Below are 14,963 nucleotides of genomic sequence, written 5' to 3'. Positions count from 1 at the left end.
CGGCCTTGATTATTTTCCTCGTTTTGCCGCCATCATCGCTTTCAGATTTGCCAGATGGCTTTGCCCTTTCTGCATCCGTTCTTCGGCGCTGACCACTTTACGCTCTTGTTCCCAAATCAGATCATCCTGCGGCAGCTCCAGCAGGAAGCGGCTTGGCTCCGGGCGCACCAGTTCGCCGTACTGACGGCGTTCTTTACACAGCGTAAAGGTCAATTCCTTCTGGGCGCGGGTAATGCCGACATAGGCCAGTCGCCGCTCCTCATCGATATTATCTTCATCGATGCTGCTCTGGTGCGGCAAAAATCCTTCTTCCATACCGACCATGTAGACATAGGGAAACTCCAGCCCTTTCGACGCGTGCAGAGTCATCAGTTGCACCTGATCCAGTTCTTCCTCGCTTTCCCCCCGCTCCATCATGTCGCGCAGAGTAAAGCGCGTCACCACTTGGGTTAACGTCATCGGCTCATCCAGTTCGCTGCCTTCCAGCATCTCCGTCATCCAGCTAAATAACTGGTTAACGTTCTTCATTCGCATTTCGGCAGCTTTCGGACTGGGCGATGTTTCATACAGCCAGGATTCATAATCCATGCCGTGGATCAGATCACGCACCGCGGCAATCGGCTCCCGCTCCGCCAGACGCTGGATTTCTGCCAACCAGTGAGTGAAGCGGGTCAATGCTTCATAACCACGTCCGCTAAGCGTCTGACTCAGGCCCATATCAAAGCTGGCGGTAAACATGCTTTTATTGCGCGTCATCGCCCACTCACCCAGTTTTTTCAGCGTAGCCGGGCCAATCTCTCGCTTCGGCGTGTTAACGATACGCAGAAATGCGCTGTCATCGTCCGGGTTAGTCAGCACGCGCAGATAAGCCAGCAAATCCTTGATTTCAGGACGAGAGAAAAACGACGTACCACCGGATATTTTGTACGGGATGCGGTTTTGCATCAGGAATTTTTCAAACACCCGCGACTGATGGTTACCGCGATAAAGAATAGCGTAATCTTTGTACTGCGTTTTATTGACGAAGTGATGTGCAATCAACTCCCCCGTGACGCGCTCTGCTTCATGTTCCTCGTTATTCGCGCTTAAAACTTTTAGTTCCGCGCCGTAGCCCAGTTCGGAGAACAGACGCTTTTCAAAGACGTGCGGGTTATTGGCGATCAGAATATTCGCCGCTTTCAGAATACGCCCGGAAGAGCGGTAGTTCTGCTCGAGTTTAATCACCTTCAACGCCGGGAAATCCTGACTCAGCAACACCAGGTTTTGCGGACGTGCGCCGCGCCAGGAGTAGATCGACTGGTCATCGTCACCCACCACGGTAAAGCGCGCGCGGCTGCCCACCAGCAGTTTCACCAGTTCATACTGGCTGGTGTTGGTGTCCTGATACTCATCCACCAGCAGGTAGCGAATTTTGTTCTGCCAGCGCTCGCGTACTTCTTCATTGCGTTGCAGAAGTAACGTCGGCAATAAAATCAGATCGTCGAAGTCGAGAACATTGCACGCTTTCAGGTGCGCATCATACAGTCCATAACAATGGGCAAAAATTCGATCCCGCTCGCCCTTTGCCTCAGCCGCCGCCTGCGTCGGTGTTTTTAGATCGTTTTTCCAATTGGAGATGGTCGAAATTAGCTGTTGCAAGAGAACTTTGTCATCTTCGATCAGCCCTTCGGTCAACTCTTTAAGCAAAGCAAGCTGATCGGTATCGTCAAACAACGAGAAGTTTGCCTTCATCCCCAATGCTGCATACTCGCGTTTGATGATATCCAGCCCCAGCGTGTGGAAGGTGGAGATCATCAGCCCGCGCGCCTCTTTACGCCCCAGCGTCTGCCCGACACGCTCTTTCATCTCGCGCGCCGCCTTATTGGTAAAGGTCACCGCCGCGATATGTCGCGCCTGATAACCGCAACCGCGGATCAGATGGGCGATTTTATTGGTGATAACACGAGTTTTACCGGAACCCGCCCCCGCCAGCACCAGGCAGGGGCCGGTAACGAATTCGACAGCTTGTTGTTGGCCGGGGTTTAGACGCATAGGAAAATCGCTCAATGAAAGTCGGGAGGGGAAAATAACAGCGTGGTAGTATAGCCAGCCTCATCCTTACCACTCAAGGCACGATCATGGCAAAAACAGCAGCAGCACTGCATATCCTTGTAAAAGAAGAGAAACTGGCTCTGGATCTTCTCGAGCAGATTAAGAACGGTGCCGATTTCGGCAAGCTGGCGAAGAAACACTCCATTTGCCCGTCAGGCAAACGCGGCGGTGATTTAGGTGAATTCCGCCAGGGTCAGATGGTTCCGGCGTTCGATAAAGTGGTTTTCTCTTGTCCGGTGCTGGAGCCGACTGGCCCGCTGCATACCCAGTTCGGTTACCACATCATTAAGGTGTTATACCGCAACTAACAGCAAGGCCTTCTCCAGGAGAAGGCCTTGAACTCTGAATCGCTATTAACCCGCAACAGCAATACGTTTCATATCCGTCATATAGCCGCGCAGTTTCTTACCTACCTGCTCAATCGCATGGCTGCGAATCGCTTCATTTACATCACGCAGCTGCGCGTTATCTACCGCACCTTCCGGAATAGCTTTACCCAGGTCGCCCGGTTGCAGCTCTGCCATAAACGGTTTCAGCAGCGGCACACAAGCGTAAGAGAACAGATAGTTACCGTACTCGGCAGTATCGGAGATAACCACGTTCATTTCGTACAGACGCTTACGGGCGATGGTGTTGGCAATCAGCGGCAGTTCATGCAGTGATTCATAGTAAGCAGACTCTTCAATGATGCCGGAATCAACCATGGTTTCGAACGCCAGTTCAACACCCGCTTTCACCATCGCGATCATCAGTACGCCCTTATCGAAGTACTCCTGCTCGCCGATTTTGCCTTCATACTGCGGCGCGGTTTCGAACGCGGTTTTGCCGGTTTCTTCACGCCAGGTCAGCAGTTTCTTATCGTCGTTGGCCCAGTCCGCCATCATGCCGGAGGAGAATTCGCCGGAGATGATGTCGTCCATATGTTTCTGGAACAGCGGTGCCATGATCTCTTTCAGTTGTTCTGACAGCGCGTAAGCACGCAGTTTCGCCGGGTTAGAGAGACGGTCCATCATCAGCGTGATGCCGCCCTGTTTCAGCGCTTCGGTGATGGTTTCCCAACCGAACTGAATCAGTTTTTCTGCGTATGCCGGATCGGTGCCTTCTTCCACCAGCTTGTCGAAGCACAGCAGAGAGCCAGCCTGCAACATACCGCACAGAATAGTTTGCTCGCCCATCAGGTCAGATTTCACTTCTGCAACGAAGGACGATTCCAGCACGCCCGCACGGTGACCACCGGTTGCTGCCGCCCAGGCTTTAGCGATCGCCATGCCTTCGCCTTTCGGATCATTTTCCGGGTGAACGGCGATCAGCGTCGGTACGCCGAACCCACGTTTGTACTCCTCACGTACTTCGGTGCCAGGGCATTTCGGCGCAACCATTACTACGGTGATGTCTTTACGGATCTGCTCGCCCACTTCGACGATGTTGAAACCGTGCGAGTAACCCAGCGCCGCGCCGTCTTTCATCAGCGGCTGTACGGAACGCACTACATCAGAGTGCTGCTTGTCTGGCGTCAGGTTAACCACCAGATCCGCCTGCGGGATCAGTTCTTCGTAAGTGCCAACTTTAAAACCGTTTTCGGTCGCTTTACGCCAGGATGCGCGCTTCTCGGCAATTGCTTCTTTACGCAGAGCGTAGGAGATATCGAGACCAGAATCACGCATGTTCAGGCCCTGGTTCAGACCCTGTGCGCCACAGCCGACGATGACCACTTTTTTACCCTGAAGGTAGCTCGCGCCGTCGGCGAATTCATCGCGCCCCATAAAGCGGCATTTGCCCAACTGTGCCAACTGCTGGCGCAGATTCAGTGTATTGAAGTAGTTAGCCATGGTGATTCCTCGTGATGTTGTGCTTCTTATTGTTCAGTTCGCGTTTGCGAGATTGAATTCACTATATGACAGGAAATTTATTGCGGAAATTGATATATTCACAACGTCACATTGCAATTTTTGCAACGTCAACATTGAGGGCTGCGCCATTGGATTTACGCGATCTGAAAACCTTCCTGCATCTGGCGGAAAGCCGCCATTTTGGCCGCAGCGCGCGGGCGATGCACGTAAGCCCATCCACGCTCTCACGGCAGATTCAGCGCCTGGAAGAAGATCTCGGTCAGCCGCTGTTTGTGCGCGATAACCGCACGGTAACGCTGACGGAAGCGGGGGAAGAGCTGCGTGTTTTCGCCCAGCAAACGCTGTTGCAGTATCAGCAACTGCGCCACACCATCGATCAGCAAGGGCCGTCGCTCTCAGGAGAATTACATATCTTCTGCTCGGTGACCGCCGCTTACAGCCATCTTCCACCGATTCTCGACCGCTTCCGCGCGGAACATCCGTCAGTGGAGATTAAACTCACTACTGGTGATGCGGCAGATGCGATGGAAAAGGTGGTCACTGGCGAAGCGGATCTGGCAATTGCCGGGAAACCGGAGACGTTACCCGGCGCAGTGGCGTTTTCGATGCTGGAGAATCTGACGGTGGTGCTGATCGCGCCTGCCCTACCGTGCCCGGTGCGTAATCAGGTTTCGGTAGAGAAGCCGGACTGGTCTACAGTGCCGTTTATCATGGCCGACCAGGGACCGGTACGCCGCCGCATTGAACTGTGGTTTCGACGCAATAAAATCAGCAACCCGATGATTTACGCCACGGTTGGCGGACATGAAGCGATGGTATCGATGGTGGCGCTCGGCTGCGGCGTGGCCTTGTTGCCGGAAGTAGTGCTGGAAAACAGCCCGGAACCGGTGCGTAACCGCGTAATGATTTTAGAGCGCAGCGATGAGAAAACGCCGTTTGAACTGGGTGTGTGTGCGCAGAAAAAGCGGCTGCATGAGCCGCTGATTGAGGCGTTCTGGAAGATTTTGCCAAACCACAAATAACGTTGTCGCGTGGGTAGACCTGATAAGCGAAGCGCCATCAGGCATTTTTCCCTAACCCGCCAAAAAGAACCTGAACGCCGGGTTATTGGTTTCGTCGTGGCAATCGTAGCCCAGCTCATTTAGCCGGGTTTCAAAATCCGGTTCATGGTCGCCAAGCTCAAACGCCGCCAGCACGCGTCCGTAGTCAGTACCATGACTGCGATAATGGAACAACGAAATGTTCCAGTGCGTACCCAGCGTGTTGAGGAAACGCAGCAGCGCGCCCGGTGATTCCGGGAATTCGAAGCTGTAGAGGCGTTCCTGCAACGGATGCGATGGACGCCCGCCAACCATATAGCGCACGTGAAGCTTCGCCATTTCGTCGTCGGAGAGATCAACCACGCTGTAGCCGCCATCGTTGAGCATCTGCAAAATTTCTTTGCGCTCTTCAAGGCCACGGCTCAGGCGCACGCCGACAAAGATGCAGGCGTTTTTGGCATCAGCAAAACGGTAGTTGAACTCGGTGATCGAGCGCCCGCCAAGCAGCTGGCAGAATTTGAGGAAACTGCCTTTTTCTTCCGGGATAGTCACCGCCAGCAACGCTTCACGCTGTTCGCCCAATTCGCAGCGTTCCGAGACGTAGCGTAGGCCGTGGAAATTGACGTTTGCCCCCGAAAGTACATGCGCCAGTCGTTCTCCGCGAATGTTGTGCTGGGCGATGTATTTTTTCATCCCTGCCAGCGCCAGCGCACCAGAGGGTTCCGCCACCGCACGCACATCTTCGAACAGGTCTTTCATCGCCGCACAGATAGCATCGCTGTCGACGGTGATGATGTCGTCGAGATACTCCTGGCATAAACGGAAGGTTTCGTCGCCGATGCGTTTTACCGCAACGCCTTCAGCAAATAGCCCTACGCGCGGCAAATCAACGGGATGACCTGCATCCAGCGCCGCTTTCAGGCAGGCGGAGTCTTCCGCTTCTACGGCGATCACTTTGATTTGCGGCATCAGCTGTTTGATCAGCACTGCCACACCCGCCGCCAGGCCGCCGCCACCGACCGGTACAAATACGCGATCAAGATGGGCGTCCTGCTGGAGCAGTTCCAGCGCCAGCGTGCCTTGCCCGGCGATCACCATCGGATGATCGAACGGCGGTACCCAGGTGAAGCCCTGCTGCTGCGACAGTTCAATTGCTTTGGCTTTCGCTTCATCAAAGTTTGCGCCGTGAAGCAGCACTTCGCCACCGAAGCCGCGCACCGCATCAACTTTGATGTCAGCGGTGGCGGTTGGCATGACGATCAGCGCCTTCACGCCTAACCGTGCGGAAGAAAACGCCACGCCCTGCGCGTGGTTACCCGCCGAGGCGGTGATCACGCCATGCGCTTTCTGTTCTTCCGTCAGGCCCGCCATCATGGCGTATGCGCCACGCAGCTTAAAGCTGTGCACTGGCTGGCGGTCTTCGCGCTTAACCAGAATCACGTTATCAAGACGCGATGACAGCTTTTCCATTTTTTGTAGCGGCGTGACCTGCGCCGCTTCATAGACCGGTGCGCGTAGCACCGCTCTTAAATATTCGGCACCTTCCGGAGCGCCGGAGAGGGGTTGTGAGTCTGCCATCATTAACCCCCCAGTTTCGATTTATCGCGCACCGCACCTTTGTCGGCGCTGGTTGCCAGGCTGGCGTAGGCGCGCAAGGCAAAGGAAACCTGGCGTTCACGGTTTTTCGGCGTCCAGGCCTGGTCGCCACGCGCTTCCTGCGCTTCACGACGCGCGGCAATTTCCTGCTCGCTCAGTTGCAACTGAATGCCGCGATTCGGAATGTCGATTTCGATCAGGTCGCCATCTTCAATGATCGCGATATTGCCCCCGCTTGCCGCTTCCGGTGAAACGTGGCCGATGGAGAGGCCGGAAGTCCCGCCGGAGAAACGACCGTCGGTGATCAGCGCACAGGCTTTGCCGAGTCCCATCGATTTCAGGAAGCTGGTTGGGTAGAGCATTTCCTGCATGCCAGGGCCGCCTTTCGGGCCTTCATAGCGGATCACCACGACATCACCCGCGACGACTTTACCGCCGAGGATAGCTTCTACCGCGTCGTCCTGGCTTTCGTACACTTTCGCCGGGCCGGTGAATTTGAGGATGCTGTCATCGACGCCTGCGGTTTTCACGATGCAGCCGTTTTCCGCAAAGTTACCGTAGAGTACCGCCAGGCCGCCGTCTTTGCTGTACGCGTGCTCCAGCGAGCGGATGCAGCCGTTTGCGCGGTCGTCATCGAGAGAATCCCAACGGCAATCCTGCGAGAACGCCTGTGTGGTACGAATACCCGCTGGGCCAGCGCGGAACATATTTTTTACCGCGTCATTCTGGGTCAGCATAACGTCGTATTGTTCCAGCGTTTGCGGCAACGTCAGGCCAAGTACGTTTTTCACATCACGGTTCAGTAACCCCGCGCGATCCAGTTCGCCGAGAATACCGATAACACCACCAGCACGATGAACATCTTCCATATGGTATTTCTGGGTGCTCGGCGCAACTTTACACAGCTGCGGAACCTTTCGGGAAAGTTTATCGATATCACTCATGGTGAAGTCGATTTCCGCTTCCTGCGCCGCCGCCAGCAGGTGAAGTACCGTGTTGGTAGAACCGCCCATTGCGATATCCAGCGTCATGGCGTTTTCAAACGCCGCCTTACTGGCGATATTACGCGGCAGTGCACTTTCGTCGTTTTGCTCGTAGTAACGTTTGGTCAATTCAACAATGCGTTTACCGGCATTGAGGAACAGCTGCTTACGGTCGGCGTGGGTCGCCAGCAGCGAGCCATTACCCGGTTGCGACAGGCCCAGCGCTTCGGTCAGGCAGTTCATCGAGTTAGCGGTAAACATCCCGGAGCAGGAACCACAAGTTGGGCAGGCGGAACGTTCAACCTGATCGCTCTGGGAGTCAGAAACTTTCGGGTCTGCCCCCTGGATCATCGCATCAACCAGATCGAGCTTGATGATCTGATCGGACAGTTTGGTTTTCCCGGCCTCCATCGGGCCGCCGGAAACGAAGATCACCGGAATGTTTAATCGCAGGGAAGCCATCAGCATCCCCGGGGTGATTTTGTCGCAGTTAGAGATGCAGACCATGGCGTCGGCGCAGTGGGCGTTGACCATATACTCAACGGAATCAGCGATCAGTTCGCGAGATGGCAGTGAATAAAGCATCCCCCCGTGGCCCATGGCGATCCCATCATCCACCGCAATGGTGTTGAACTCTTTGGCAACACCGCCAGCCGCTTCAATTTGTTCGGCGACCAGTTTACCGAGATCGCGCAGATGGACGTGACCCGGTACAAATTGGGTGAACGAGTTCACAACCGCGATAATCGGCTTACCAAAATCGGCGTCGGTCATTCCGGTGGCGCGCCACAGCGCACGAGCACCCGCCATATTACGACCATGAGTGGTGGTGGCGGAACGGTACTTAGGCATACTTTATTTACTCCCAGTGTCTGTCTCGTAAATGGGACGGTGCGTGCCGTCCCATTTTTTGTATTTATTGATTAACTTGATCCAACCAGCCCCATTTATCTTCGGTTTCGCCAGTGAAGAGGCCGAAGAAGGCTTGCTGAATGCGTTTGGTAACCGGGCCGCAACGGCCTTCGCCAACCTGAATCCCGTCTACGCTGCGCACTGGCGTGATTTCTGCCGCCGTACCGGACATAAACACTTCATCCGCCAGGTACAGTGATTCGCGCGACAGCACCTGCTCACGCACTTCAATTCCCAGCTCTTTCGCCAGTTTGATGATGGCGTCACGGGTAATACCCGGCAGCGCGGATGAGGTGAACGGTGGGGTGAACAGCACACCGTCTTTCACTTCAAACAGGTTTTCGCCTGCGCCTTCAGAGATGTAACCGTTCACATCCAGCGCGATACCTTCCTGATAACCGTGGCGGCGCGCTTCGCTACCCACCAGCAGGGAAGAGAGGTAGTTACCACCGGCTTTCGCCGCGGTTGGGATGGTGTTTGGTGCTGCGCGGTTCCAGGAGGAAACCATCGCATCGATCCCCTGCTCCAGCGCTTCTGCCCCCAGATACGCTCCCCACGGGAAAGCGGCGATAATCACGTCGGTTGAGTATCCCGCAGGCGGGTTTACGCCCATGCCAACATCACCGACAAAGATCAGCGGACGGATATAGGCGCTGGTGAGATTGTTTTTGCGGATCACGTCACGACAAGCTTCCATCAGCTCATCAATGCTCTGCGAAACCGGGAAGCGATAGATTTTGGCGGAGTCATGCAGACGCTGCATATGCTCACGATGGCGGAATACAACCGGTCCTTTGTGCGAGTCGTAGCAACGGATGCCTTCAAAAACCGAGGTGCCATAGTGCAGCGCGTGCGACATCACATGCACCTTCGCGTCTTCCCAGCGAACCATCTCCCCATTGAACCAAATGTAATCAGCTTTCTTCGTGGTCATTTTTATATTCCTTTTGCGCTCAGGCGCGGATTTGTTGTGATGTGGTTGTGCTCTGGCAGATGGCAACGTGTGCGACGTCCACCAGTTTATTTAACTGACTAAACAGTAAGTCGACCGACCGTGGGCTGGCAACGGTCAATTCGATATTTATATTTTGTGCATCGCTGGCGGCGGCCATATTCATTGAGCAGACGTGGAAACCACGATGACGCACCACGCGTAAAACACGTTCTAAGGTTTCCGGACTGAAGCGAGCCGATACATTGACCTGATGTTGCATCATGATAATTTCTCCAACATTTCTGAATTACTGGCACCAGGCGGCACCAGCGGCCAGACGTTCTCAAGTTCGTCGATTGAGACATGAAGCAGGTATGGCCCATCACTGTTCAGCATGGTGTCGAGTGCCGCTTCAACCTGGTCTTTACGGGTGATGTGTTGGCCAGGGATGCCGAAGGCGCTGGCTAACATGAGGAAATCTGGGTTATCGGTAAGGGTGGTTTCGCTGTATCGTTCCTGGAAAAACAGTTGCTGCCATTGTCGAACCATCCCTAACCGTTGGTTATCGAGTAAGACGATTTTCAACGGTAATTGCTTGCGTTTTACGGTGCCCAGCTCTTGCACATTCATCATGAAAGAGCCGTCACCGGAGATACAGACAACGGTATCGTTCGGTCGTGCGACTTGCGCGCCAACCGCTGCCGGTAAACCGAATCCCATAGTGCCTAAGCCGCTGGAGGTGATGAAATTTTCCGGGCGAGTATGGGCGATGTGCTGCGCAGCCCACATCTGGTGCTGCCCCACATCTGTGGTCACGACGCAATCCGCAGGTTTACGATCCGACAGTTGTTTTAACAACAACGGCGCGTAGATAGCATCACCGGGATGGTCGTAACGCCAGGCATGTTCATCACGCAGCTGCGCGCAGTATTGCTGCCAGTCATTGATATTTAACGTGTGCTGTAACGCAGGCAACAGCGTGTTTAAATCACCCTGTAATGCCACATGTGCCTGACGCAGCTTGTTCATTTCTGCTGGATCGATATCCATATGGATAACACTGGCGTGTGGTGCGAAGGTGTTCAGCTTGCCGGTCACCCGGTCATCAAAACGTGCACCTACGGCGATCAGTAAATCACATTCCTGCACCGCGAAGTTCGCCGCTTTGGTGCCGTGCATTCCCAGCATTCCCAGATAGTACGGATAATCCGCTTCAACTGCGCCCAGCCCTTTCAGCGTACAGGTGGCAGGCATTTTTGTGGCAGCGAGAAATTCACGCAAAGCCGGAACCGCCTGTGCCATGCCCACGCCACCGCCAACGTACAGCATCGGTTTTTGCGCTTTTGCCAGCATCTGGCGCGCTTGCTCGACTTCGGCATGTGGGAAAGTCACTTCGTTTTCAACGGTGGTGAACCACGGTTCCAGATCGCCGCTGGCTAACTGGATATCTTTTGGGATATCGACCAGAACTGGACCAGGACGACCTGAGCTGGCAACCTCAAACGCTTCGGCCATGATGCGCGGCAACTCTTCCAGCGACTGTACCAGGAAGCTGTGTTTGGTACAGGCTAATGACAATCCCAGGACATCCACTTCCTGAAATGCGTCGGTACCGATAAACGGAGCGGACACCTGACCGGTGATGGCAACAACAGGGATGGAATCTAACAGCGCGTCCGCAAGCCCGGTTATCAGGTTGGTTGCGCCCGGACCAGACGTGGCGATACATACGCCAGTTTTGCCAGTAGCACGGGCATAGCCGATAGCCGCCATTGCCGCTCCCTGCTCATGTCGGCACAGCAAGTGCTCCACGCCGCCGTCATACAATGCATCGTAAACCGGCATAATTGCGCCACCCGGATAACCGAAAACGGTGTTCACACCCTGTGCCCGCAACGCATGTACCACCCACTGTGCGCCATTCATAGTTAGTTCCCCGTCCTGAATCTTGAGAAACAGAATTTTGTGCTGTTATTCATTGTCTGCTCCTCGGTTATGTTTTTAAGGTCAAAAAAAACCCCCGGACCTTTCGGTGCGGGGGTCTTAGTTCGTTAAGGCTTGATCTTTAAGCCTTTCCTCGTCCAAGTGCAGCCCCGCACGGTGGGATAATAATCACCACCACGCTAATCACGACCAGGCTAATCACTCGTAGAAGGGCTGTCATTTTGTCTTTTCTTGCATCTTGTTCGAAGGAATACCTAAAGAGTTACCATAGATTTTGCGAATAGCACAAGATATTTTTTAATCATATTTTGTTGCATTCCCAATCATTTCGATAAAAACCATTGTTTTTTATATAAAAAAAGATGAGTGAAAAAAAATTCAATTCCCGTATATTTCTTACCCTCGCCCAGAGGCTAAGTTTTTTACTTCTCAATTTTGCGAGAGTCATTCCATCACTCATACAACTCAGTTCACGTTGCATAAATAAACGGGAATCAGCCGCTAATTAACGCAATCTGGCAGACTACAGCAGCGATCTCTTATGCTCATAATAGTGGCTCAAGGAGGGCTTATGTCACTGTCAATTGTTCATACTCGTGCAGCTCTGGGAGTAAACGCACCCCCGATCACTGTTGAGGTTCATATCAGTAAAGGTCTACCAGGATTAACGATGGTGGGCTTACCAGAAACAACGGTAAAAGAAGCACGCGATCGCGTGCGCAGCGCCATTATCAATAGTGGATATGAATATCCGGCGAAAAAAATCACCATTAACCTTGCACCAGCCGACCTGCCGAAAGAAGGAGGGCGATATGATTTACCTATCGCTATTGCTTTGCTGGCAGCCTCTGAACAGCTTACAGCCAATAAGTTGCATGAATATGAATTAGTCGGGGAACTGGCGCTTACAGGCGCTCTGCGCGGCGTTCCTGGCGCAATCTCCAGTGCAACTGAAGCCATTAAGTCAGGCAGAAAAATTATCGTCGCGAAAGATAACGAAGATGAAGTGGGGCTAATTAACGGTGAAGGATGCCTGATAGCCGATCATCTGCAGGCTGTCTGTGCGTTTCTCGAAGGTAAGCATGCTCTCGAACGCCCGTCACCAACTGATGTTGTATCCCGGATATTACAACATGATCTCAGTGATGTTGTCGGTCAGGAGCAAGGTAAGCGAGGGCTGGAAATTACCGCCGCAGGGGGCCACAACCTTTTACTGATTGGACCACCAGGAACAGGTAAAACAATGCTCGCCAGCCGTATTAATGGCTTATTGCCAGATTTAAGTAATGAAGAAGCTCTGGAGAGTGCCGCAATATTAAGCCTGGTGAATGCCGAGTCAGTGCAAAAACAATGGCGGCAGCGCCCATTCCGCTCACCGCATCACAGTGCGTCGTTAACTGCGATGGTAGGCGGTGGCGCAATTCCCGGGCCAGGTGAAATTTCGCTGGCGCATAACGGCGTGCTTTTTCTTGATGAGCTACCTGAATTTGAACGGCGTACACTGGATGCCTTGCGAGAGCCGATTGAATCCGGGCAGATCCATCTTTCACGCACTCGAGCAAAAATAACCTATCCAGCCCGTTTCCAGCTTGTCGCGGCGATGAACCCCAGCCCTACCGGACATTATCAGGGAAACCATAACCGCTGCACACCAGAACAAACATTACGTTATCTCAACCGACTCTCTGGTCCCTTTCTTGACCGCTTTGACCTTTCACTAGAGATCCCATTACCGCCCCCCGGCATTTTGAGTAAAGCGGTAGTGCCAGGAGAAAGCAGCGCCACCGTTAAACAACGTGTAATGGCCGCCAGAGAGCGCCAATTTAAGCGGCAGAATAAACTGAATGCCTGGCTGGATAGCCCGGAAATACGGCAATTCTGCAAGCTTGAGAGCGCAGATGCGCAGTGGCTGGAAGAAACGCTGATCCATCTGGGGTTATCGATTCGTGCCTGGCAGCGATTACTGAAAGTAGCACGAACCATTGCTGATATTGATCAGTCTGACATCATCACACGCCAGCATTTGCAGGAGGCGGTTAGCTATCGTGCGATTGACCGCTTGCTCATCCATTTGCAAAAACTGCTGACATAAAAAAAGGGCATTTCGCCCTTTTTATTAATCGTCGGAATCGGTGTAGTCTTCAGCACCTTCGACCTGCGGTTTACCGCCGGAAAGGGTATGAAAACGTTTTGGACGTTTAATACGCGTCATATACTTGGACCACACGCGTTCTGCTTCTGTCACTGGCTCACGTTCGCCACGGCATACTGCTACGAAGAGTTTCTCTTCCTCGGTAACCGGCTCGCGCTTGCCGAGATCCAGCTCATTGAAGGCATAACCATGACGCTCAAGCAGTTGTGCCTCTTTGATGGTGAAATCACCATGACGAGAGAATCCACGTGGATAATGTTTATTGTCGAAATATCGATTAGTCGTCGTAAAGCTTTCCGCCATCCTGCACGCTCCTAATTCTTTGACCGAGCTAGTTATGGCGCGGAGTATTAGTTACGCTTGACAGAGTGTAAAACAAAACATTTAAATCATAACGACAAATAATTTTGCGGAGAGCACTGTGGATACGGAATTGTTAAAAACTTTCCTGGAAGTTAGCCGAACGCGTCACTTTGGTCGAGCGGCTGAATCGCTCTATCTGACCCAATCAGCCGTGAGCTTTCGAATCAGACAACTGGAAAATCAACTAGGTGTGAATCTTTTCACCCGCCATAGAAACAATATCCGTTTAACCGCTGCCGGAGAAAAGCTTCTGCCTTATGCAGAAACGCTCATGAGCACCTGGCAGGCCGCCCGCAAGGAGGTGGCGCATACCTCACGACATAATGAGTTTTCTATCGGTGCCAGCGCCTCGCTGTGGGAGTGTATGCTTAATCAGTGGCTGGGGCGCTTGTATCAGAATCAGGATGCCCACACAGGCTTGCAATTTGAAGCGCGGATTGCCCAACGACAGTCTCTGGTAAAACAGCTACATGAACGTCAACTTGATCTTCTTATTACCACTGAAGCGCCCAAAATGGACGAATTTAGTAGCCAGTTGTTGGGACATTTCACTTTAGCGCTCTATGCCAGCGCCCCCTCTAAGTTAAAGGGTGATCTTAACTATCTGCGTCTGGAATGGGGGCCGGATTTTCAACAGCATGAGACAGGTTTGATCGGTGCTGATGAAGTTCCAATCCTGACAACCAGTTCTGCTGAACTGGCACAACAACAGATTGAAATGCTTAATGGCTGCACCTGGCTACCGGTAAGTTGGGCGCGCAAAAAAGGCGGTTTGCATACTGTTGTCGACAGTACAACACTTTCACGGCCGCTCTATGCCATATGGCTGCAAAATAGCGACAAACACGCGCTGATTCGAGATCTATTGAAAATTAACGTACTGGATGAAGTGTATTAATCTGAATGGCTGGCAAGGACGCCGGTGGAAGGATTTACTACGGAGAGGGTTATTTTAGATAAAAAAAAATCCTTAGCTTTCGCTAAGGATGATTTCTGGCAGGGGCGGAGAGACTCGAACTCCCAACACCCGGTTTTGGAGACCGGTGCTCTACCAATTGAACTACGCCCCTAATTAGGGTGGCGGAACGGACGGGACTC

General features: G+C 53.1%; 14 protein-coding genes and 1 tRNA gene. 4 read left to right on the top strand and 11 right to left on the bottom strand.

Going from position 1 to position 14,963, the window contains the following annotated elements; genetic code table 11:
• Window positions 1–9: 9 nt before the first annotated feature.
• On the bottom strand, window positions 10–2,031 hold the full coding sequence (gene rep / locus D9734_RS17860; RefSeq protein ID WP_130209382.1) for a DNA helicase Rep: 2,022 nt from the start codon (window positions 2,029–2,031) through the stop codon (window positions 10–12).
• 86 nt (window positions 2,032–2,117) lie between these two features.
• On the opposite strand from rep, the gene ppiC reads away from it, so the two are divergent.
• Window positions 2,118–2,399: a peptidylprolyl isomerase PpiC gene (gene ppiC / locus D9734_RS17855; RefSeq protein ID WP_001140251.1), complete on the top strand. Its 282-nt coding sequence runs from the start codon at window positions 2,118–2,120 to the stop codon at window positions 2,397–2,399.
• Between the two features lie 45 nt (window positions 2,400–2,444).
• Here ppiC and ilvC read toward each other — a convergent pair whose 3' ends face one another.
• Entirely contained in the window at window positions 2,445–3,920 is a 1,476-nt protein-coding gene (ilvC, locus tag D9734_RS17850) for a ketol-acid reductoisomerase (RefSeq protein WP_001296589.1), read from the bottom strand.
• Between the two features lie 149 nt (window positions 3,921–4,069).
• On the opposite strand from ilvC, the gene ilvY reads away from it, so the two are divergent.
• Window positions 4,070–4,963, top strand: a complete 894-nt coding sequence (gene ilvY / locus D9734_RS17845) for an HTH-type transcriptional activator IlvY (protein WP_130209380.1) — start codon at window positions 4,070–4,072, stop codon at window positions 4,961–4,963.
• 51 nt (window positions 4,964–5,014) lie between these two features.
• Here the strand turns inward: ilvY and ilvA are convergent, their stop codons facing one another.
• From ilvA to ilvL, 7 genes are all read right to left on the bottom strand, one after another.
• A complete protein-coding gene (ilvA, locus tag D9734_RS17840; RefSeq protein WP_130209492.1) occupies window positions 5,015–6,559 on the bottom strand; it encodes a threonine ammonia-lyase, biosynthetic in 1,545 nt (514 codons plus the stop codon).
• 2 nt (window positions 6,560–6,561) lie between these two features.
• Complete coding sequence (gene ilvD, locus D9734_RS17835) at window positions 6,562–8,412, bottom strand: dihydroxy-acid dehydratase (protein ID WP_130209378.1); 1,851 nt, start codon at window positions 8,410–8,412, stop codon at window positions 6,562–6,564.
• Window positions 8,413–8,476: 64 nt separating this feature from the next.
• On the bottom strand, window positions 8,477–9,406 hold the full coding sequence (gene ilvE / locus D9734_RS17830) for a branched-chain-amino-acid transaminase (protein ID WP_000208520.1): 930 nt from the start codon (window positions 9,404–9,406) through the stop codon (window positions 8,477–8,479).
• Between the two features lie 19 nt (window positions 9,407–9,425).
• Complete coding sequence (gene ilvM, locus D9734_RS17825; protein ID WP_130209376.1) at window positions 9,426–9,689, bottom strand: acetolactate synthase 2 small subunit; 264 nt, start codon at window positions 9,687–9,689, stop codon at window positions 9,426–9,428.
• Entirely contained in the window at window positions 9,686–11,332 is a 1,647-nt protein-coding gene (gene ilvG / locus D9734_RS17820; protein WP_130209374.1) for an acetolactate synthase 2 catalytic subunit, read from the bottom strand. Before ilvG ends, ilvM begins: the two co-directional genes overlap by 4 nt.
• A 2-nt stretch (window positions 11,333–11,334) precedes the next feature.
• A complete protein-coding gene (gene ilvX / locus D9734_RS17815; RefSeq protein ID WP_001387183.1) occupies window positions 11,335–11,385 on the bottom strand; it encodes a peptide IlvX in 51 nt (16 codons plus the stop codon).
• Window positions 11,386–11,471: 86 nt separating this feature from the next.
• Window positions 11,472–11,570 carry an ilv operon leader peptide gene (gene ilvL, locus D9734_RS17810; protein ID WP_001311244.1) on the bottom strand — a complete coding sequence of 33 codons (99 nt, stop codon included), beginning with the start codon at window positions 11,568–11,570 and terminating at the stop codon, window positions 11,472–11,474.
• 351 nt (window positions 11,571–11,921) lie between these two features.
• On the opposite strand from ilvL, the gene D9734_RS17805 reads away from it, so the two are divergent.
• On the top strand, window positions 11,922–13,442 hold the full coding sequence (locus tag D9734_RS17805; RefSeq protein WP_130209372.1) for a YifB family Mg chelatase-like AAA ATPase: 1,521 nt from the start codon (window positions 11,922–11,924) through the stop codon (window positions 13,440–13,442).
• Between the two features lie 24 nt (window positions 13,443–13,466).
• Here the strand turns inward: D9734_RS17805 and maoP are convergent, their stop codons facing one another.
• Complete coding sequence (maoP, locus tag D9734_RS17800; protein ID WP_000841001.1) at window positions 13,467–13,805, bottom strand: macrodomain Ori organization protein MaoP; 339 nt, start codon at window positions 13,803–13,805, stop codon at window positions 13,467–13,469.
• Window positions 13,806–13,923: 118 nt separating this feature from the next.
• Here maoP and hdfR point away from each other — a divergent pair, with 118 nt between their 5' ends.
• Complete coding sequence (gene hdfR, locus D9734_RS17795; protein WP_130209370.1) at window positions 13,924–14,763, top strand: HTH-type transcriptional regulator HdfR; 840 nt, start codon at window positions 13,924–13,926, stop codon at window positions 14,761–14,763.
• Between the two features lie 96 nt (window positions 14,764–14,859).
• Here hdfR and D9734_RS17790 read toward each other — a convergent pair.
• Window positions 14,860–14,935, bottom strand: a tRNA-Trp gene (locus tag D9734_RS17790).
• Window positions 14,936–14,963 lie beyond the last annotated feature (28 nt).

It is taken from the genome of Escherichia sp. E14S1, assembly GCF_004211995.1.
GTDB lineage: Bacteria > Pseudomonadota > Gammaproteobacteria > Enterobacterales > Enterobacteriaceae > Escherichia.
The sequence above is the reverse complement of the archived record's forward strand: the minus strand, read 5'-3'. Positions and strand labels throughout refer to the sequence as shown.

Excerpts from the sequence above, each read along its gene's own strand:
- rep (WP_130209382.1), bottom strand. The coding sequence starts at position 2,031 with ATGCGTCTAAACCCCGGCCAACAACAAGCTGTCGAATTCGTTACCGGC.
- ppiC (WP_001140251.1), top strand. The coding sequence starts at position 2,118 with ATGGCAAAAACAGCAGCAGCACTGCATATCCTTGTAAAAGAAGAGAAA.
- ilvC (WP_001296589.1), bottom strand. The coding sequence starts at position 3,920 with ATGGCTAACTACTTCAATACACTGAATCTGCGCCAGCAGTTGGCACAG.
- ilvA (WP_130209492.1), bottom strand. The coding sequence starts at position 6,559 with ATGGCAGACTCACAACCCCTCTCCGGCGCTCCGGAAGGTGCCGAATAT.
- ilvD (WP_130209378.1), bottom strand. The coding sequence starts at position 8,412 with ATGCCTAAGTACCGTTCCGCCACCACCACTCATGGTCGTAATATGGCG.
- ilvE (WP_000208520.1), bottom strand. The coding sequence starts at position 9,406 with ATGACCACGAAGAAAGCTGATTACATTTGGTTCAATGGGGAGATGGTT.
- ilvM (WP_130209376.1), bottom strand. The coding sequence starts at position 9,689 with ATGATGCAACATCAGGTCAATGTATCGGCTCGCTTCAGTCCGGAAACC.
- ilvG (WP_130209374.1), bottom strand. The coding sequence starts at position 11,332 with ATGAATGGCGCACAGTGGGTGGTACATGCGTTGCGGGCACAGGGTGTG.
- ilvL (WP_001311244.1), bottom strand. The coding sequence starts at position 11,570 with ATGACAGCCCTTCTACGAGTGATTAGCCTGGTCGTGATTAGCGTGGTG.
- D9734_RS17805 (WP_130209372.1), top strand. The coding sequence starts at position 11,922 with ATGTCACTGTCAATTGTTCATACTCGTGCAGCTCTGGGAGTAAACGCA.
- maoP (WP_000841001.1), bottom strand. The coding sequence starts at position 13,805 with ATGGCGGAAAGCTTTACGACGACTAATCGATATTTCGACAATAAACAT.